Source organism: Burkholderia cepacia (genome assembly GCF_001718835.1).
Lineage (GTDB): Bacteria > Pseudomonadota > Gammaproteobacteria > Burkholderiales > Burkholderiaceae > Burkholderia > Burkholderia cepacia_F.
This window is the reverse complement of record NZ_CP013444.1, coordinates 3210259-3230341: the sequence shown is the minus strand read 5'-3', so window position 1 is coordinate 3230341 and position 20083 is coordinate 3210259. Positions and strand designations below refer to the sequence as shown.

Annotated in this window: 17 protein-coding genes; 12 read left to right on the top strand and 5 right to left on the bottom strand. The window is 67.1% G+C overall.

The window, feature by feature from the left end; all coding sequences use genetic code 11:
- Positions 1–146: 146 nt before the first annotated feature.
- Both WT26_RS38230 and WT26_RS34175 read left to right on the top strand, forming a co-directional pair.
- The gene (locus WT26_RS38230) at positions 147–302 is read left to right on the top strand and encodes a hypothetical protein (protein ID WP_006481665.1); all 156 of its coding nucleotides are present in this window, start codon (positions 147–149) and stop codon (positions 300–302) included.
- Between the two features lie 225 nt (positions 303–527).
- Positions 528–1007, top strand: coding sequence for a GNAT family N-acetyltransferase (locus WT26_RS34175; protein ID WP_069275018.1), 480 nt, complete (start codon positions 528–530; stop codon positions 1005–1007).
- A gap of 113 nt (positions 1008–1120) precedes the next feature.
- Here WT26_RS34175 and WT26_RS34170 read toward each other — a convergent pair whose 3' ends face one another.
- Positions 1121–3931, bottom strand: a complete 2811-nt coding sequence (locus WT26_RS34170; RefSeq protein ID WP_081333790.1) for a heavy metal translocating P-type ATPase — start codon at positions 3929–3931, stop codon at positions 1121–1123.
- Here WT26_RS34170 and WT26_RS37895 point away from each other — a divergent pair.
- From WT26_RS37895 to WT26_RS34150, 4 genes are all read left to right on the top strand, one after another.
- Positions 3930–4460: a hypothetical protein gene (locus WT26_RS37895; RefSeq protein WP_155774713.1), complete on the top strand. Its 531-nt coding sequence runs from the start codon at positions 3930–3932 to the stop codon at positions 4458–4460. The genes WT26_RS34170 and WT26_RS37895 overlap by 2 nt on opposite strands.
- 16 nt (positions 4461–4476) lie before the next feature.
- Positions 4477–4776 carry a hypothetical protein gene (locus WT26_RS34160; protein WP_069275016.1) on the top strand — a complete coding sequence of 100 codons (300 nt, stop codon included), beginning with the start codon at positions 4477–4479 and terminating at the stop codon, positions 4774–4776.
- A 615-nt stretch (positions 4777–5391) separates the two neighbouring features.
- Complete coding sequence (locus WT26_RS34155) at positions 5392–6825, top strand: DUF1254 domain-containing protein (RefSeq protein ID WP_069275015.1); 1434 nt, start codon at positions 5392–5394, stop codon at positions 6823–6825.
- A 149-nt stretch (positions 6826–6974) separates the two neighbouring features.
- On the top strand, positions 6975–10763 hold the full coding sequence (locus tag WT26_RS34150) for a DUF748 domain-containing protein (RefSeq protein WP_069275014.1): 3789 nt from the start codon (positions 6975–6977) through the stop codon (positions 10761–10763).
- Positions 10764–10818: 55 nt separating this feature from the next.
- Here the strand turns inward: WT26_RS34150 and WT26_RS34145 are convergent, their stop codons facing one another.
- Positions 10819–11037 (bottom strand): hypothetical protein, encoded by a 219-nt coding sequence (locus tag WT26_RS34145; protein ID WP_069275013.1) that lies wholly within the window; start codon positions 11035–11037, stop codon positions 10819–10821.
- A gap of 94 nt (positions 11038–11131) precedes the next feature.
- On the bottom strand, positions 11132–12040 hold the full coding sequence (locus WT26_RS34140; RefSeq protein ID WP_069275012.1) for a LysR substrate-binding domain-containing protein: 909 nt from the start codon (positions 12038–12040) through the stop codon (positions 11132–11134).
- A gap of 166 nt (positions 12041–12206) precedes the next feature.
- Here WT26_RS34140 and WT26_RS34135 point away from each other — a divergent pair, with 166 nt between their 5' ends.
- From WT26_RS34135 to WT26_RS34120, 4 genes are all read left to right on the top strand, one after another.
- A complete protein-coding gene (locus WT26_RS34135; RefSeq protein WP_069275011.1) occupies positions 12207–12752 on the top strand; it encodes a sugar ABC transporter in 546 nt (181 codons plus the stop codon).
- Between the two features lie 7 nt (positions 12753–12759).
- Positions 12760–13086, top strand: a complete 327-nt coding sequence (locus tag WT26_RS34130) for a hypothetical protein (protein ID WP_059887245.1) — start codon at positions 12760–12762, stop codon at positions 13084–13086.
- 18 nt (positions 13087–13104) lie between these two features.
- Entirely contained in the window at positions 13105–13950 is an 846-nt protein-coding gene (locus tag WT26_RS34125; RefSeq protein ID WP_059625408.1) for an MBL fold metallo-hydrolase, read from the top strand.
- Positions 13951–14117: 167 nt separating this feature from the next.
- On the top strand, positions 14118–15776 hold the full coding sequence (locus WT26_RS34120) for an alkaline phosphatase family protein (RefSeq protein ID WP_420480948.1): 1659 nt from the start codon (positions 14118–14120) through the stop codon (positions 15774–15776).
- Positions 15777–15878: 102 nt separating this feature from the next.
- Here the strand turns inward: WT26_RS34120 and WT26_RS34115 are convergent, their stop codons facing one another.
- A complete protein-coding gene (locus tag WT26_RS34115; RefSeq protein ID WP_069275009.1) occupies positions 15879–16997 on the bottom strand; it encodes a hypothetical protein in 1119 nt (372 codons plus the stop codon).
- A gap of 100 nt (positions 16998–17097) precedes the next feature.
- A complete protein-coding gene (locus tag WT26_RS34110) occupies positions 17098–17994 on the bottom strand; it encodes a LysR substrate-binding domain-containing protein (RefSeq protein WP_059823577.1) in 897 nt (298 codons plus the stop codon).
- A 162-nt stretch (positions 17995–18156) separates the two neighbouring features.
- Here WT26_RS34110 and WT26_RS34105 point away from each other — a divergent pair, with 162 nt between their 5' ends.
- Both WT26_RS34105 and WT26_RS34100 read left to right on the top strand, forming a co-directional pair.
- A complete protein-coding gene (locus WT26_RS34105; protein WP_059534058.1) occupies positions 18157–19008 on the top strand; it encodes an ABC transporter permease in 852 nt (283 codons plus the stop codon).
- A gap of 7 nt (positions 19009–19015) precedes the next feature.
- Positions 19016–20047 (top strand): ABC transporter ATP-binding protein, encoded by a 1032-nt coding sequence (locus WT26_RS34100; protein ID WP_069271736.1) that lies wholly within the window; start codon positions 19016–19018, stop codon positions 20045–20047.
- The last annotated feature ends 36 nt before the right edge of the window (positions 20048–20083 follow it).

Below are 20083 nucleotides of genomic sequence, written 5' to 3'. Positions count from 1 at the left end.
CACACCGAGATCGGCGTTTGTGGCGCTGGGCTCGTCATTGGCCGGTTGCGGCAAATTGCTGCGGCACGCTGGCAGAGTTCAGGGAAAACCCTTAGAATAACGTCAATCTAAGGGAAAACCCTAGCTACATCTGTCAGGAGTCTCACATGAGCTTCATCCTCGCCCTGCTGCAAAAGATCGACGACCTGTTCGTGTCGCCCCACCTGCCGCTCGACGCCGAATACTCGTACGCAGCGCGTCGTGCCGAAGCCGAGCGCGTGCGCCGTGCGCACCTCGTGCCGATCGTCCTGTATCGTCGCTGATTCGCTGATTCGCTGATTCGCTGATTCGCTGATTCGCTGATTCGCTGATTCGCTGATTCGCTGATTCGCTGATTCGCTGATTCGCTGATTCGCTGATTCGCTGATTCGCGGCCAGCGCGACGCCCGTCGCACCTGCCCGCCCGTTTTCCGCCGCCGCACCGTACGTGTGCGAGCGCGACCGTCCCGCTACACTGGAAGTCCGAATCCGTTCACGGTGACCGGGCCATGCTGCAGATGCGGCCGATGACGGCCAGCGAATTCCACGCGTACCGTACGCGAGCCATCGACGGCTACGCGCGCGATCTCGTCTCATCCGGACAAAATGCTGTCGAAGACGCGGCCAGCCGGGCGCGCGCCTGTTTCGACACGCTGCTGCCGGATGGCCTGCTGACACCGGGCCAGATACTCGTCTCCCTCGTCGACGCCGCCAGCGGCGATGCGGTGGGCGACCTCTGGTACGCGATCGTGCCTGAAGGGCCGAACCGCACGCTGTTCATCTACGACCTCGACATCGTCCCTTCCCGGCGCCGCCAAGGCTGGGCCACGCGCACGCTCGATGCGCTCGACGCCGAGGCGCGCCGCTACGGCATCACCGAGATCGGGCTGTCGGTGTTCAATCACAACACGGCGGCCCGCGCGCTGTATCGTGCGTGCGGCTTCGCGCCGATCACGACGACGTTGATCAAGCCGGTCGTGTCGGGCTAACGCCGGTTCAATCCGGCCCGCCACGCGGCCCCCCATGCAAACGGGCCCGGCGCAACCGGGCCCGTCCTTTCTTTCCCGTTATGGCGCCGCGCTCAGCCACGCGGCGCGTCGCCTCACCGAGCCCGCCCCTTCCATCTCCGCAGCAGCAACGCGTTGGTCACGACGCTGACGCTGGAAAACGCCATCGCCGCGCCCGCGATCACCGGGTTCAGCCAGCCGAGCGCCGCGAGCGGCACGCCGACCAGGTTGTAGACGAACGCCCAGAACAGGTTCTGCTGGATCTTCCGGTACGTGCGTCTGGAGATGTCGATCGCGTCGGCGACGAGCGCCGGGTCGCCGCGCATCAGCGTGATGCCGGCCGTGTGCATCGCGACGTCGGTGCCCGTCGCCATCGCGATGCCGACGTCGGCCGCGGCGAGCGCGGGCGCATCGTTGATCCCGTCGCCGACCATCGCGACGATTCCGCCGTGCGTGCGCTTCAACTCGGCGACGACGCGCGCCTTGTCGTCGGGCAGTACCTGCGCATGCACCTCGCCGATGCCGAGCGCCGCCGCGACCGCCGCCGCGCTGCCACGGTTGTCGCCCGTCACGAGCACGCTTGCGACGCCGCGCGCCGACAGCGCCGCGATCGCGTCTCGGGCGCCCGGCTTCACGGTGTCGCCGAAGGCGATCAGCGCGAGCAACGCGCGCGGCGCATCGGTGCGCATCAGCCATGAGATCGTGTTGCCCGCGCGTTCGAGCTCGGCCGCGCGGGTGTCGAGCGCGGGCGGCACGACGATGCCGAGCTCGTCGCGCCAGCGTGTGCTGCCCAGCGCCAGCAGCCGGCCGGCGACGCGCGCCTCGACACCGCGTCCGGCGACCGCCCGTGCGTCGGTCGCGACGGGCGCCGACGTCGCGCCGCCACGCGCCGCGACGTCGGCATGGTGCGCGGCGACCACGGCGCGCGCAAGCGGATGGTCGCTCTGACGCTGCACCGCCGCGGCGAGCGCGAGCGCTTCGTCATGCGGCACGCCGACGGCTTCGAACGCCGTCACCGAAGGCTTGCCCTCGGTCAGCGTGCCGGTCTTGTCGAACGCGATCACGGTCGCGCGCTGCGCGAGTTCGAGCGCCTGCGCATCCTTGATCAGCACGCCGTGCCGGGCGGCGACGCCCGTGCCGGCCATGATCGCGGCGGGCGTCGCGAGGCCGAGCGCGCACGGGCACGCGATGACGAGCACCGCGACCGCGTTGAGGATCGCGGTTTCCGTCCCGGCGCCGGCAATCAGCCAGCCGGCCAGCGTCAGCACGGCGATGCCGAGGATGGCCGGCACGAACACCTCGCTGACGCGATCGACGAGCCGCTGGATCGGCGCCTTCTCGGCCTGCGCGGATTCGACGAGGCGGATGATGCGCGCGAGCGTCGTCTCCGCGCCGATCGCGGTGGTTTCGACGACGAGCGCGCCTTCGCCGTTGATCGACCCGGCCGTGACGGGGTCGCCGTCGTCCTTCGGCACCGGCAGGCTTTCGCCGGTGATCAGCGATTCGTCGATGTGCGAGCGGCCCGACACGATCCGGCCGTCGACGGGCACACGCTCGCCGGGCCGGATGCTGACGCGGGTGCCGACGCGCACCTGCGCCAGCGGCACGTCGCGTTCTACACCGTGCTCGACGACGCGGGCCCGGTCGGGACGCAACGCGTTCAGCGCGCGGATTGCGTCGGTGGTCTGGCGCTTCGCGCGCGATTCGAGCCATTTGCCGAAGCGCACCAGCGTGACGATGACGGCCGACGCCTCGAAATACAGGTGGCCGGGATGGTCGGTGCCGCGCAGCAGCATCCACAGGCTCAGCCCGTACGCGGCCGACGTGCCGAGCGCGACGAGCAGGTCCATGTTGCCGGTGCGCGCCTTCACCGCGTGCCAGGCCGCGCGGTAGAAGCGCGCGCCGAAGCCGAACTGGACGATCGACGCGAGCACGAGCTGGACCCAGCCGTTCGGCATCAGGTGGATGCCGAACGGCGCGACGAGCATCGGCGCGACCAGGGGCGCGCTCAGCAGCGCGGCGGCGATCACGAGATCGCGTTCGCGAATCGCTTCGAGGCGCTTGCGCGTGTCGGCGTCCGTGGCGCCCGGTTTCTGGCTGGCGGGCGCGCTGGCCGCGGCGGGCAAGCCGGATGCGCCGGCCGGCGGCGCGGCGACGCGCGACGCCCGGTAGCCGGCGGTGGTGACGGCCGCGATCAGCGTGGCGGCGTCGAGGGCGCCGGCGCCGTGCACCGATGCGCGCTCGGTCGCGAGGTTGACCGAAACGCGCGCGACGCCCGGCACGGCGGCCAGCGCCTTTTCGACGCGGCCGACGCAGGACGCGCAGGTCATCCCGTCGATGTCGAGTTCGATCGCGCCGAGCGCGGCGTCCGGCGCGATGGCGGGCTCCGGTTCCGCGACCGGCGTCGCCTGATAGCCGGCCTGCCTGACTGCGTCGACCAGTTGGGCGGTCGTCACGCCGCCCGCCGCGTCGACCGTCGCGCGCTCTGTCGCGAGGTTGACCGACGCGCGGGCGACGCCCGACACGTTCGCGAGCGCCTTTTCGACGCGCGCGACGCACGATGCGCAGGTCATCCCTTCGATTTCGAGTTCGATCGGCGCCGTCGCGGGGGCGGCCGGCGATGCCGTCGCGGCGGCGGCGTCAGCGTGACGTTCGCTCGTGTCGGCCGACTCGCGCAACGTCGCGCGATAGCCCGCGTCGCTGACCGCTTCGACCAGCCGGGCCGGATCGACCGTATCGTGCGCGCTCACGGTGGCCGAGCGATCGGCTAGATCGACGGCGCAGTCGACGACGCCCGGCACCGCGGCCAGCGCCCGTTGCACGCGGCCCGTGCAGGCGCCGCAATGCATGCCGTCGACGCTCAGCTCGATCGTGTGCAGCGCTGCGGAGGCAAGTGGTTCAGTCATGTCGGATTCCCAAAAAGAGCGGTCTGAGCCGCAGACAGGTCAAGTATCAACATTCCCATCATGGGAAGGTCAAGCAGCAGCGACGATGTGCCGCGGGCAGGCATCGGCCATGCGTCCGCCTTGCATCCGCGTCGAACCGTCGGCAGAGGGCTCCATACATGAACATACAGGTCTTCATGATGGACGACTGCGCGACTCAGGGCTACGGCCGGGTCATCCCGAAGCTCGCGAAACCTTGCAGGACGTGTGTCCGATACGTCGTCGACAACTTCGCCGCGCAGCCCGTGTTCGAGAATTTTCCTGCCGCCGTCACGATTGCTCTGCAAAAGGCTACGCGCCAACGTCATGCAATAATTCGCGCTTTCAATTACATAATTCACTTATTGAAAATCAAAATTACAATAAATTATTTGTCGAGTTTTCCAAATATGAAAATCTGCCGCATAAAATGAAGCTGTCGATCCGGAGCGTTCTGGTGACATGGACTCGACATCCAGTTTTCAATTCTCTTTATTGTTTTAAAAAATAGCGAAGGAGAAGCGATCATGGCTCAAGTCACACTGTGGGGCAGTGTCCAAAGAGACGGCGTGGTTTTGGATGGCTCGGGCGGATATTCTGTGAAACGTGAAAGCGCCGGCACGTATCAGATCAAGTTTAGTGTCGCATTCACGAAGACGCCGGCGGTTGTCGGTTCACAAGGGGCATACAATAGCGGGCAAAGCACGCTGGACAACGTGATCTTCCCGGTAGTTCATCCTCGTGAGATCACGGTTCAAACTGGCGACGAAAAAGGAAAATATTCCGACCGGAATTTCAGCTTCATCGTTATCGGAACGATTGCCTGAATGTCGATCGGATCCGCATTTATATCGACTGCGGTAGTTTGATTTGAAGAAGATGTCGGGGCGAATGCGGTTCCAATTCAATGACCGGCCGCGTTGGTGCAGCCACCGACGCGGGCCGCGCAATGCACGCCTGTCGGATTCCGCCGAACCTGAACGAGTGGTCATGTTCGACCTGTCCGCAACGACAGCGCAGGCCTGCATAACCGCCAACTTCACAGCCAGCCAGCCCGGTCGGCCGTTCTGAGCTGCTGGCGCGTGCAGTCTCATTCCCGTTTCCAATTTCGCGTCGACGGCATCGGCCGGCGGTCGGTCGCCGTGGCGCCTTGGCTCGCACAAGTTCTGTGAGTTGACCATCCTGTATGTCACCCAACGCTCGAGATGGGCTCGACGATGGCGTCCGCCCCGCGCATTTCGCGGTCGCAATGACAAGCATCCGGCATATTAGGGGATGCCCGTAGGCGCTATGATACCGGCCTGACGATAGCGCCCGCTGCGGTGAAATTGCAGCGGGGCAAGGCCGGGGCAGCCTCGGTTGACCTTGCTTGGCCTTGGATTCGCAGGTCGCGAATCGCGCAAGGCGTTGATTTACAAAGAATTAGATACGGCCACGAATCAATGATAAAAACCCGACGAGAATCAGTTTCTCTGCGGCGCGTGTGCGCGTCGCTGGCCATGGCGGCCCTTCTGGCCGGATGCGCCACCCAGCCCGACGCGATCCCGCGCAAGACCGGCTGGATGCGCGCGGAAGTCGCCGACTCCTATGTATACGCGTATCCGCTCGTGCTGATGGACGTCGCGAAGGAAGCGGCGACGGGCGGCGACGGTGCGCAGCCGGGGCAGGCGCCGCTCAACACGCTGCGCCACGCGCAGGCGCTGCCGCCCGTCGGCGCGGTCAATCCGCCGCTGCCGGGCGTCGACACGCTCGACTCGACCGGCTGGCTCGACGTCGCCGCCGAACCCGTGATCGTCACGCTGCCCGACACGCGCGGCCGCTACTGGGACGCGCGCGCGCTCGACATGTGGACGAACGTGCTGTGGTCGTCGAGCGTGGCGGCGCGAGGCGCACGCGGCGGCGCGCGATCGCAAACGATTGCCTTCGCGGCGAAGGACTGGCAGGGCACGTTGCCGAAGGGCGCGGCCCGGGTCGACGTCCCGTCGGCCAACGCGTGGATCGAAGTCCGTCTGCAGACGAGCGGCGGGCGCGACCTGACGAACGTGAAGAAACTGCAGCGCGCGATCCGCGTGGTGCCGCTGTCCGTCTACACGGGCGCGGCGCGCGGCGCGTCGGTCGCGGTTCATGCGGGCAGCGCGCCGTCCGAGGCGGTGGGCGGCGGCACGCCGGCCGAGCAGGTGGCCGCGCTCGACCCGAAGGCGTTCTTCACGCGCTTCGCGCAGGCGCTGCAGGACAACCCGGCGCCCGCCGACGACGCGCACGCGCAGGCGTTGCTCGGCGACATCGGCGTGTCGGCCGGCTACCCGGTGCTGTGGACGGGCGACCGCCTCGCGGCCGCGACGGCCGGCGTCGCCGAGGCGCGCGCGCGGCTCTCGACACCGCCGTCGAACCTGTTGAACGCGAACGGCTGGAGCTGGATCGGCGATACGGCCGGCAAGTACGGCCAGGACTACACGCTGCGTGCGTACGCGGCCTACACGCAGTTCGGCACCGCGACGCGCGACGACGAAACGCTCGCGGTCGTGCGTGTCGACAGCGACGGCCATCCGTTGAACGGCGCGAACCGCTACGTGCTGCATTTCGCGCCAGGTGCGCTGCCGCCGGTTCGCGCGTTCTGGACGCTCACGCCCTATGCGACGAACGGCGCGCTGCCCGACGTCGGATCGGCGCGCCGCTCGCTCGGCGATCGCGACCGCCTGCGCCGCAACCACGACGGCTCGATCGACATCGTCGTGTCGGCGTCGCCGGGCGGCACGCATGCGGGCAACTGGCTGCCGGCGCCGCGCGCCGATTTCGCACTCGCGTTGCGCCTGTACGCACCGAAGCCGCAGGCGAGCGACGGGTCGTGGATGCCGCCCGTCGTCGTGCGCAAGTGAACGCGCCGCCGCCGCGCCGGTCCGACCGGCAGGCGCGGCGGCGGCCCCATCTGCGTTCCGTCACCTCCTGAGCCTATACTTTCGGGAAACGGGCCGGATCGCACCGATTCCCCGGATTCCCTGAAATATTGCTCCCAAGGCAATTCGGCATGGCAAGCCTCAACAAAGACACCGTTTCCTCGACGCTGCACGCGCTGCGCGACGTCGCGCGCGCACGCCGCACCCGGCGCATCGGCCTCGGCCTGCTGATCTTCGTCGTTTTATTCGGACTGCTCGGGTTCTTCGCGGCGCCGCCGCTGATCCGCCATGTCGCCGAACAGCAGTTGAGCCAGCAGCTCGACCGCCCCGCCACGATCCGGCGCATCGCGCTGAATCCGTACACGCTGAACCTCGAGGCCGACGGCATCCATCTCGGCGACAAGGGCGGGCAGGGCGACTTCATCGACATCGCGAAGCTCGTCGTGCGGCCGTCGTGGTCGTCGCTGTTCCGCGGCGCGCCGATCGTCAATGAAATCCGCCTCGATTCGCCGCGCTTCCATATCGTCCGCTACGATGCGCAGCGCTTCAATTTCACCGACCTGATCGAGAAATTCTCGACGCCGTCGCCCAAACCGGAAAGCAAGCCGACGCAGTTCTCGGTGTCGAACATCCAGGTCAACAACGGCCGGATCGATTTCGACGACCGCCTGCTGAACGAAAAGCACGTCGTCGACAACTGGACGCTCGGCATTCCGTATATCGCGACGCTGGCATCGAAGACCGACATCTTCGTCGAGCCGAAGCTGCGCGCGCGCTTCGACGGCAGCCCGATTGCGATCGACGGCAAGACCAAGCCGTTCGCGCAGTCGCGCGAATCGGAGATCGCGCTGAAATTCGACCGCCTCGACGTGCCGAAGCTGATCTCGTACGTGCCCGCGAAGCTGCCGGTGGCCGTGACGAGCGGCCTGCTGAGCAGCGACCTCACGGTCAATTTCGTGATGAGCGGCGAGACGCCCGCGCTGCGCGTATCGGGCACCGTCGACCTGAACGACGCGAAGGTGACGGACCGCGCGTCCGCGCCGCTGTTCGCCGCGCGCGGCGTGCATGTCGCGGCGGCCAGCCTCGAGCCGCTGCGCAACGCGATGCACTTCGACGAAATCCGGATCGACCAGCCGGTGGTCGACCTTGCGCGCGACAAGCAGGGCGTGCTGAACGTCGAGAAGCTCGCCGCGCATCCCGCGGCGCAGCCCAACGCAAAGGCGCCGGCGGCCGCGCCGGCCGCGTCGGGCGTGGCCGTGCCGGCAGCGGCGAGCGCGGCGACGGCCGCATCGGGCGCCGCAGTGCCGACCGAAACCAAGACGCCGCCGCTCGACCTGACGATCCGCCATTTCGCGATCGACGGCGGCACGGTCAACGTCGACGACCGCGTGCCGGCGACGCCGACCGCACTGTCGCTCACGAAGCTCGCCGCGACGCTCGACGGCTTCTCGATGCAGGGCAAGACCTCCGCGAAATACACGCTGTCGACGTCGCTGTCGCGCGGCGGCGACGTGACGGCCGAAGGTACGTTCAATCTCGCGGGGAAGCAGGCCGACAGCAAGCTGACGGTCGCCGCGCTCGCGCTGCCGGCGCTGCAGCCGTATCTCGGCGAGGCCACGCGTGCGCGCGTGCTCGACGGCACGCTCGGCGCCACCGTCAACGCGAAGGCCGACTGGGGCAAGACGCCGCTCGCCGCGCAGGTCGCCGACAGCACGGTCAGCCTGAAGTCGCTGAAGATCGCGGCCCCCGACGCGAAGGCGCCCGCGATCGTGCTGCCCGACGCGAGCGCGAAGATCGCGAAGGTCGACGTTGCCGCGCGCACCGCGGAGATCGCGAGCGTCGACGCGAGCGGGCTCGCGCTCGACGTGCAGCGCCTGAAGGACGGCAGGATCGACCTCGCGGCGCTGGCCGAACCCGCGCAGGCGTCGGTGCCGAAGCGCACCGTCGCGCGCAAGGCCGAGGCGGCCGCGCCGTCGTGGCATTACCGGATCGATGCGCTGAACGTGAAGGATTCGTCCGCGAACTTCACCGACCTGTCGACGCCGCGCCCGGTGAAGCTGGCGATCAAGCCGCTGGAACTGTCGGTGCAGAAGATCAGCGACGACATGACGAAGCCGCTGCCCGTGCAGCTGAAGGCGACGCTGAACCGCAAGGGCTCGCTGAACGTGACGGGCGACGTGACCGCGCAGCCGCTGAAGCTCGGCCTGAAGATCAACGGCAACCGCCTCGACGCGGCCGCGTTCGAGCCGTACTTCGGCAGCGCGCTGAACGCGACGATCGCCAGCGCGCTGCTCAACGCGCAGGGCAACCTGACGTTCGCGCAGGTGAAGGACGCGCCGCGCGCGACCTATCGCGGCGACGTCGCGCTCGTCGACGTGCGGATGCTCGACAAGGCGACCTCCGACCCGTTCGCGGGCTGGCGCTCGCTCGCGCTGACGAACCTGAAGGCGAACTACGACGAGAAGGGCACCGACGTCGACGCCGCGCGCGTGACGTTCTCGAACTTCTACGGCCGCGTGCTGCTCGACGCGCAGGGGCGGCTGAACCTGAAGGACGTGGTCGCGAAGGAATCGGGCCCCGCGCAGTCGCTCACGCGTGACGCGAGCAAGGGCGAGCCGGTGCCGCTGTCGCCGCCGGCCGCCTCGGCGCCGGCTGCCGCGCAGCAGGCGTCCGCGCCGGCCGCCGCGTCGGCGACGGTGGTCGTGAAGGCCGCGCAGCCGCCGCAGAACCCGGTGCGGATGCATTTCGGCGAGTTGCTGCTGCAGAACGGCCGCGTCACGTACACCGACAACTTCATCAAGCCGAACTACACGGCGAACCTCGTCGCGATCAAGGGCACGGTCGGCGCGTTCGGCACGGATTCGACGACGTCCGCGCCGGTCGACGTCGCCGCGAACCTCGCGGGCAACGGGCCGATCTCGATCAAGGGGTCGGTGAACCCGCTGATCGAGAAGCCGGCGCTCGACCTCACCGCGACTGCGCACGACATCGAGCTGACCAACCTGACGCCGTATTCGGCGAAGTATGCGGGCTATCCGATCACGAAGGGCAAGCTCAACGTCGACCTGCATTACGAGCTCGTGAACGACCAGCTGAAGGCGAACAACCACATCTTCATCGACCAGCTCACGTTCGGCGATCATGTGGAGAACGACACGGCGACCAGGCTGCCGGTGAAGCTCGCGATTTCGCTGCTGAAGAACACGCGCGGCCAGATCGACGTGAACCTGCCGGTGTCGGGCTCGCTGTCGAACCCCGAGTTCAGTGTCGGCGGGCTGATCTGGCGCGCGGTGCTGAACCTGATCGCGAAGGCCGTCACGTCGCCGTTCTCGCTGCTCGCGCATGCGTTCGGCAGCGGCGGCGAGGATCTCGGCTACGTCGAGTTCGCGCCGGGCTCGTACCAGCTCGACGACGCGCAGCAGAAGAAGCTCGACACCGTCGTGAAGATGCTGACCGAGAAGCCGTCGATCCGCCTCGACCTGATCGGCCGCGTCGACCCGGCGAAGGATACGTCGGGGCTCGGCGACGCGTACGTCGAGCGGCTGGTGCGCCAGCAGAAGCTGAAGGACGTGGTCGGGCAGGGCGAGAGCATCGACCCGATGTCGGTGAAGGTCGAGCCGGCCGAGTACAGCAAGTACCTGACGCGCGCGTACAAGGCCGCCGACTTCAAGAAGCCGCGCAACCTGATCGGCCTGCAAAAGACGCTGCCCGATGCCGACATGAAGAAGGCGCTCGCCGAACACGCGCCGGCCGACGAAGGCAGCCTGCGCGCGCTCGCGCAGCAGCGCGCGCAGGCCGTGCGCCAGTACCTCGACGGGAAGATCGATTCGAGCCGCGTGTTCGTCGTCGCGCCGAAGCTCGATGCGAAGGGCATCGACGACAAGGGCGCGACCACCCGCGTCGATTTCGGCTTGAAGTGATCCTTACCGTTCTTCCGCTGCCGCGTCCGTCTGTTCGGGCGCGGCAGCGGAACGTTCAGCGCGCGACTTCGGGTTCGCGCTTGCCCAGTTCCTTCTTCGCGGCCAGCGGCAGACGCGCGTCGTCCCACTGCGCCAGCCATTCGACTTCCTTCGCGGTGAACACCTGTCCGTAGTTGCGCAACGCGTACTGCAACGCGTCGACGACGTGGTGGCGAATGATTTCGGGGGTGCGTGCATCGTCCAGCACGAACCGGAGGGCTTCCAGGGTCGACATACTCGTGCTCCGGGTCAGGGAAAACCCTTTATCACACGCCAATAGTCGCGCGCCAAGCCGGAAAAAAAGTGCTGATGGCTGTTCGTGATGAGGGTCAGGCGGCGCTGCGCCAGGGCGCCAAGTCTCGGGCTTCTTCAAGGATCCATTTCGCAAACGCCTGTAGCGGCCCCTCGCTCAATTCGATCGGCTCAGGAAGAACGAGGCAGAAGTTCTTGGCGATCGCTTTGCCGTCCGGCCAAGGCGCGACCAGACGGCCTTGTTCAAGCTCCGTCTCGACGTAAAGACGCGGCACCAGCGCGACACCCAGGCCGGCCACCGCCGCTTCGATCAGCATCGAATGGAGATCGTAGCGCGCGCCGACCGCCGAATTGCTCAGCACGAGGCCGGACTCTTGTGCATACATCTGCCACGCGTCCGGGTTCTGCCGCCGGTGAAGGCGTGGCAATGCATCCAGCGACGGGTTCGCCCCGGCGCCCGCGAGCAACGCCGGACTGCACACGGGCACCAGCACTTCCTCCAGCAGCGGATGCAGATGCATCCCCGCCCATGCCGGATGCTCGAAATGGATGGCGGCATCGAAACCGCTCCCGGCCAGCAGGAACGGTTCCATGCGTTCGGCGATATGCACCGTGACGTTCGGATGCCTGGTTTGAAAATGTTTCAGTCGCGGAATGAGCCAACGGGTGGCGAAGGTCGGAATGGCGGCGATGTCGATACTCGCGCCTTCGACGGGCTGCCCCATCAGGTACAGGCTGTCCCGTTCCAGCCGATCCAGAATCTCGCGAACCTGCACTGCGTACCGCGCACCGTTCGGTGCCAGCCGTACCCGGTTGCCGATCCGCTCGAACAGCGTGACGCCCAGGAACGCCTCCAGCCGGCCGATCTGACGGCTGACGGCGCCCTCGGTTCGGGCGAGTTCATCAGCGGCTCGGGCAAAGCTGCCGTGTCGGGCCGCGGCTTCGAATGCCTGCAGCGCGGAATTGCTCGGGATCTTGCGTCGCATTGGAGTCTCTCCGATCGGAATGCGTTCGTCGCCAGCTTGAGTAAATGTCACGGAAGGCTGATTTTAATTCGATATCTAAGCGAGATGCAGCGGGCTAGCATTACACAACTGCAATGAATATGCATCATTTGCAGAAAAATGCGCGTCCGTCGCGAAGGATAATCTGATGATCTACACCGTGGAATGCAGCTTCGCCGACGCCGACAGCGAAGCCGAATGGAACGACTTCTACAGCCTTGAAAAGCTGCCTGCCCTGATCTCGGTGACGGGGTTTCACACGTCGCAGCGGTTCAAGTCGCTGAGCGATGATTGCCCGGCCTACCTGGCCGTCCACACGATCGACGGCCTCGATGTCCTGACCGGCGACGAATATCGCCGGAAAGGCGGCGGCAATTTTGCGAAATGGCAGCAACACATCACCGACTGGCATCGCAATCTCTATGGCGATATCGGCCTTGCGCCGGCGGTCAATGCCGACGAACTCCTCGCGCTCTGTGCAAGCGGCCCCGATCCCCTGATCCGGATGGGCCTCACACCGTTGGCCATGCGCGCAGTTGCGCTGGAGAAATTGCCGGAGCGCCGTTGGCTCGCGACGCTGCCTCGGCAACACGCTCGGCTTGTCGAGAGCATCCCCGAAGGCGTCCACCTCTACGCGCCGATGACCGAGCAACTAACGAGCTTTCGCCCCGTTTCGACCGAACAGCAAAAATAGGTCCGCGATGCCCAATGTCACTATCTATATTCCTGCGGGGCAAATGCCGTCTGACGAGAGGCTCGCCGAGCTTACCCGCGACTGCGTCAAACTCTGTACGAGCGTCCTTGAAGCGGCACTCAAGAACGTTCACGTCATCTATGTCGACGTTCGGCATGGGCACGGACATCCCGTCTTCGCGGAAGTCCAATATCGCGTCGAGACGTTGCGCACGCCCGCGGTAATGAACCAGTTCATGGAAGCCTTGGAGAGCGCCATCGCTCGCTGCACGGGCCTCACGGCGCGCATCCGTTGCTTCGGTCATGCCGCGTCGAACATTCACGCCCGGAATTAGCCGGTCTGGAGAAGCGTTGTGTCTACCGTTACCTTTCCAAGCCAGCAAGCTGGCGACTTCACGATTACCGCCATCAGCGATGGCTACCTCACCGCGAGTCTCGACTTTCTGTCGAATATCGACGCGTCCGAGGCCGCCGGAATGCAGCGTGAAGCAGGGCAAGAGGAGCCCACGGCCGTGCACATCAATTGCTACGTGGTACGCGGAGCAGGCCGCACGATTCTCATCGATGGTGGGGCTGGAGGGATCAAGCAATGGGGCGGCCGCCTGAAGACCAATCTATTGCTTGCCGGCATCGAACCCTCCACGATCGATACGATCCTGCTCACACACGCGCATCCCGATCATGTCGGGGGGCTGGTGAATGCGGCCGGACAAATTGCCTTTCCGGAGGCGGAGCTCGTTGCTCATCGGCGCGAGGTCGAATTTTGGCAGGACGACGGCAATCTGAGTCGCGCCAGCGAGCGGGCCCGCGGCAACTTCCTGATAGCGCGCCAGGTGTTCGACGGCTACAGCGACAGGCTCCGTACGTTCGACGAGGGGGAGGTGCTTCCCGGTATCAGAGCGATGCCGCTGCCGGGACACACGGATGGACACACCGGATATATCGTCGAATCCCGTGATCGGAGCCTGCTTGTCTGGGGGGATATCGTTCATTTTCCTTACGTCCAGATCAAGCGGCCAGACGTATCGATTGCATTCGATCAAGACCCGTCCCTGGCAGCCGCCACACGCTCACGGCTTTTGGACCTGGTCAGTTCGGAGGGGCTTTTGATCGCCGGCATGCATCTGGGGGAACCCGGTTTCGCGCGAATCAGGCGAACGCGGGGGGAATACGGGCTGCTTTACGAGACCGACGCATGAGGCCGCGAAACCATCACATCGCGACCATTTGATGTCACTTGCGATTGGTTACGTTTGACAGACAACAGAAAGCCCCGCTTCACGGAGCCGCCCCACAGCTCGGCGATATTGACGCGCCTGTTTCGCAGGCCATGCAGTTCAACGTCAATCGATGAGGTGGGGTGATCATGTCTTTCCTTGGTAAGCAGCGGAAGTGGGTGGCGACGGTGGCGGGCACGCTGGCGCTCGCGAGCGCGGGCGTCCACGCGCAGGGCGACAACGAACGGCATGAGCACGGCCGCCGCGTGGCGAAGCACGTGCTGCTGATCAGCGTCGACGGCCTGCACGAGCAGGATCTCGCGCGCTGCATCGGCGCGAACACGTGCCCGAATATCGCGGTGCTCGCGAAGAGCGGCGTGACCTACACGAATGCCTATACGCCCGGCCTGTCGGATTCGTTTCCGGGCCTCGCCGCGCTCGTGACCGGCGGCTCGCCGAAGACGGCCGGCCTGTTCTACGACGTGTCGTACGACCGCAACCTGTACGCGCCGGGCGACACGAGCTGCTCGGGCAAGCAGGGCTGGAACGTCGTGTTCGACGAGACGACCGGCATCGACGCCGAGAACGGCGGCGCACTGGTTCACCTGAACGGCGGCGGCGCATTCAATCCGCAGGCGATCCCGAACGCGAAGGTCGACGGCAAGTGCGTGCCGGTCTATCCGCACAACTACGTGAAGACCAATACGGTGTTCGAGGCCGTGAAGGCGGGCATCCCGAACGCGACCACCGCGTGGGCCGACAAGCACGCATGGGGCTATGACTGGCTGAACGGGCCGTCGGGCACCGGCGTCGATGATCTCGCGCGCACCGAGATCAACTCGATCGACCCGGCGACCCAGACGGACTACACGGACGTCTATTCGCATACCGCGCAATTCGACAACCTGCACGTGCAGGCGCTGATCAACCAGATCAACGGCCGCGACTCGACGGGCACGAAGAGCGCGCCGGTGCCGACGCTGTTCGGCGCCGACTTCCAGACGCTGAGCGTCGCGCAGAAGGCGGTGGTGACGAAGGGCGGCGGCTATCTCGACGCGAACTTCACGCCGAACGGGCAGGTCGCGAACGCGATCACGTACGTCGACAACGCGATCGGCCATGTCGTCGCGGCGCTGAAGCAGGCGAACCTGTATGCGTCGACGGCCGTGATCGTCACGTCGAAGCATGGTCAATCACCGACCGATCACACGAAGCTCGTGAAGAACGGCGACACGCTGACGAAGCTGCTCGAAGCGAACAACTATCTCGACCCGAACGGCAACTTCGGCCAGAACAACACGAAGACGGGCAACCTGAACGACGGTTCGGGCCTGGTCGGCACGGGCTTCGTGCAGACCGACGACGTCGGCCTGATCTGGCTGCGCGACCGCAACCAGCGCACGGCCGTGGTGCAGACGCTGAAGGCGAACCTGGGCTGCAACGCGCAGGGGATCTGCGCGGACGGCCCGCAGGCGTACATCCTGTACGGCGCGGCGCTCGCCGAGCGGTTCGGCGACCCGGCCAACGGCCGCACGCCGGACATCATCGTCCAGCCGAATCCGGGCGTGATCTACACGTCGAGCACGAAGAAGGACGAGGAGCACGGCGGCAACGCGCCGGACGACAGCCACCTCGGCCTGCTCGTGTCGTATCCGGGCCTGCATCGCGCGCGCACGGTGACCGACACGGTCGGCACGAAGCAGGTCGCGCCGACGATCCTCGGGCTGCTCGGCGTCGAGCCGGAGCGGCTGCACGCGGTCGTCGCCGAGCACACGCACGTGCTGCCGGGGCTGGGCATCGAGCACTGACCGGGTGAATCGCCTGCCGCCCGCGCGCGGCAGGCGCACTGCGCGGCGCCGGGCGGTCGACGGCGCCGCGCTTGTGCTGGTGAACGACGCGCGGCGCCGCAGTTACTTCGCGAACAGCACCGGCATCATCTTCACTGCACAGTCGCGCATGCGCTCGCCGCTTGCCCGGGTTTTCGGATCGTCGTCGCCAGCTAGCGCGTCACCGGCTTTTTTCATCGCCGCATAGCTGCCGCGCATCGCCGCGTACAGGTAGATCGGCGAGCTGGGGCCCGGGCTGGGGCCCTCGAAATAGCCGGTTGCGGCGAGTTCGCCCAGGTAGTAGGTGTACAGCGCACCGACGTGGTTCGCCTGCAGCCACGCCATCAATTGCCCCCGCCGGTACTGGCTGACGAGGTCGTCCTTCGGGCGCGAGCCGAGCGCGACGAAGATCTGCAGCCGCGCGAGCCAGTTGCCCTTGCGCGCGGCGTCGACGAGCGCCCGCCATTGCTGGCGCGTCGTCGTGCCGGGCGTGCGCAGGCTGTCCAGATAATCGACGACGGCCTGCTGGTCCGGAGCCGGGCCGATCTGGGCGGGCGACCTGCACACGAAGCGGGACACGTCGATGTCGGCGGCGCTCATGGTGTCGAGGTCGTGCTCGATCTTGTGGAAGACGTCCCCGATCTGATGGCTAGCGTCGTCGACGGACCATTCGGCCGGCAGCGGGCCCAGCCACGCGAGTTCGTCGTCGTTGGCCGCCGCGGCCTTGCGATAGCGAGCCAGCGCCGCATCGCGCCGCGTCTTCGCTTCCTCCTTCTCGGCGCGCTCCTCCTCTTCGCGCCGCTGCGAGACCTTGTCGACCGTGTCGACCATCTTGACGCAGCGCCCGAAGTCGGCGCCCTGGCGCGCCCAGCATGCGTTGTCGACCGTGTAGATCCAGCGGAGATTGATCGTGTCCAGCGCGTAGCGCGTCTCGCCCGCTTGCCGCGCAACGGCCGCGCGTCCGTTTGCGTCGGTCACGCCCTCGCGCAGCACCTTGCCGTCGTGCGTGGTCCAGCTGTAGGGTTCGTCGCTCCACGGCAGCTTGCCGGCGCCGTCGCGGCTCAGGCTCAGGTAGTGGCGGGACGCGGCGTTGTCGGCGGCTTGCGCGGCGCTGGCCGTGGCGGCCATGCATGCCGCGGCAAGCGCGGTTGCCGCGATGCGTTTCCAGACTGGACCGCGTGCGCCCGCGTGATGCTTGTTCATTGCCCTCTCCGAATTCGTTTTTGTTGATTGTTGGAAGGCGGCAAGTATAGCCGGCGCGTTCGGGCCGGCTTCGTGACGGCGTACCGTCGGCAGCCTCGCTTCACCCGCTCGCGCATTCGTCCAGCATCCATTCCCTGAAGCGCCGCAACGCTTCGCTCGTCTCGATGCGCTCCGGCGCGTAGCACAGGTAGTGCCCCTGCGCGTCGACGTCGACCGGCGCGTCGAACGGCTCGACGAGTGTGCCGGCCGCAAGGTTGTCGAGGATCAGGAAGCGCGGCACGAGGGCGATCCCGAGCCCCGCCTGCGCCGCCTGGATCAGCACCGAATACTGTTCGAAGCGCGGCCCCGCGAGCGCGTTCATCTGCGTCACGCGATGACGCTCCGCCCATGCGGACCACGCGATCTCGGCCTGCTCGTGCACGAGACGCGGCGCGGCCGCGGCGTCGGCGGGCGCGCGCAGCGCATGCCGGTCCGCGAATTCGCGCGTGCACACCGGCGCGAAGGTCCGCCCGTCCAGGTAATCGCTTCGCACGCCTTCCCATGCGCCGTCGCCGTAGCGGATCGCCGCGTCGAGCCCGAACGGGAACATGTCGCCGTGCGCGAGATGGCGGCGAAAGCTTAGCGTGACGCTCGGCGCGCTGGCGAGAAAGCGCGCGAGCCGCGGCACGAGCCACTTGGTCGTAAAGGTCGGCACGCTCGCGATCGTCAGCAGGTCGCTGTTCTCGCGTGCGCTCAGCAGTTCGATCGATGCGTTGCCGATCTCGCGCAGCGGCCCGACGACGCGTGCGTGGTACACCTGCCCGGCGCGCGTCAGCGCGAGATTGCGTCCCTCGCGCACGAACAGCTTCACGCCGAACAGCGCTTCGAGATTCGCGATCTGCCGGCTCACCGCGCTGGGCGTCAGGCCCAGCTCCCGCGCCGCGTACGAGAAATTCAGGTACTTCGCAGAACTGGCGAACGCATGCAGTTCCGCCACGTTCGGATACAGGTGCTTCATCGCCGACTATTCCCTACGCGCACAGATCGATGCGGGCTTTGTACGTTTTTTTCATGACGATGCCATGTCGGAACCGCACACTGCGTCCGTCTCGATCAAGCGTGCAGCCTCCTTCCGGCGGGCGCTGCGCGACGTTTTTCCTCATCGGCAGCGAGCGTACCCATGCATCCGTCTACCGCCCCGGCACTGGCCGATGGTGTTCCGATTCGTCGTAACAAAGCCGTGCGCCCGGGCGCGTGGCGCTTCGTGCTGCAGGCGCTCGTCGCGGTGTTCGGGGTCTACCTGCTGCTGCCGATCGCGCTGCTGCTGATCGGCTCCGTCGGCCAGTCGTGGACGAACACGCTGCTGCCCAGCGGCTTCACCGGGCACTGGTTCGCCGATCTGGCCGCGAACGGGAGCTTCACCCGCGCGTTCGGCGTGAGCCTGATGGTCGCGCTGGCATGCTGCGCGCTCAATGCCGTGGTCGGCCTGCCGCTCGCGTACGCGCTGCATCACCGTGCGCAGGCCGGGCGCGGCGTCGCGACACGCATCGTGATGCTGATGCCGGTCGGCGTGCCGGCGCTGACGCTCGGCTTCGGCTATATCGCGATCTTCAGCGGCGACACGCTGCCGTGGATGGGCACGCTGCCGCTGATGATCGCGGCCCACGCGGTGTTGACGCTGCCGTACCTGCTGCAGACCCTGCTCAGCGACCTGCGCCATCTCGGCCTCGAGCGCCTTGAGGCCTGCGCGGCGACGCTCGGCGCGACGCCGCTGCGCCAGTTCTTCACGATCGTGCTGCCGAACCTGCGGCACAGCCTGTTTTCCGGGCTCGTGATGGTGGCCGCGCTGTCGATCGGCGAATTCCAGGTGTCGAACCTGATCGCGGGCTTCCGCTATCGCAACTACCCGATCGTGCTGCTGCAGGCGTTCTACGGCGCGTCGGGGATGGCGTGCGCGGCCACCGTCGTGCTGCTCGTGCTCGCCGTGCTGGCGACGCTCGTGTCCGTCAGCACCGTGCAACGTCTGAAGTGAGTCCGTCATGAGTCTCGATTTCGAACACGTCAGTTTCCAGTATCCCGGCGCGCGTCACGGCGTTGACGACGTCACGCTGTCCGCTACGCAAGGCGAGCTGCTCGCCGTGATGGGGCGCAGCGGCTCCGGCAAATCCACGCTGCTGCGGCTCGCCGCCGGCCTGCTCGACGGCTGGCGCGGCCGCATCGCGATCGGCGGCGACGACGTGGCGGGCGTGCCCGTGTGGCAGCGCGAGGTGGGCATGGTGTTCCAGCATTACGCGCTGTTTCCGAACCTGTCGGTCGTCGACAACGTCGCGTACGGCCTGCGCATGCGCGGCGTCGCGGCCGACGCCCGGCGCCGGCGCGCGCTGGAGATGCTCGAGCGGGTCGGCCTGTCGGCGCATGCGGATCGCGGCATCGCGATGCTGTCCGGCGGGCAGCAGCAGCGCGTCGCGCTGGCCCGGGCGCTCGTGATCGAACCGAAGCTGCTGCTGCTCGACGAGCCGCTCGCGGCGCTCGACGCCGGCATCCGTCATCAGCTGCGCGACGAGATCCGCGCGCTGCAGCGCGCGTGCGGCGCGACGACGCTGCTCGTCACGCACGACCAGGACGAGGCGCTGAGCATGGCCGACCGCGTCGCGATCGTCGACGGCGGCCGCATGCTGCAGGCCGGCACGCCGCGCGACCTGTACGAGCGTCCGGCCAGCGCGCAGGTCGCCCGCTTCGTCGGCCATTCGACGGTGCTGCGCGGCCGCGTGCTCGCGCAGGGCGCGGTCGACGTGCGCTTCACGACGCTGTGCGCCGAGACGGGCGCGCACCGGCCGGGTGACACGGTCGACGTGCTGGTGCGGCCCGAGCACGTGCAGCCCGATCCGCCCGCGTACGCGGTGAACCGCATCGACGGCCGGATCGGCGAGGTGCGCTACTTCGGCGCGACGCAGCGTTTCGACTTCGTGCCGGCGGGCGGAACCGACGCGTTGCTGTGCGAAGGGCGCGAACTGCCCGCGCGCTGCATCTCGATCGAGCCGCGCCATCTGCTCGTGCTGCCCGCCGCGTAAGCACGCGGGCGACCCCATTCATTCAACGGAGATTCA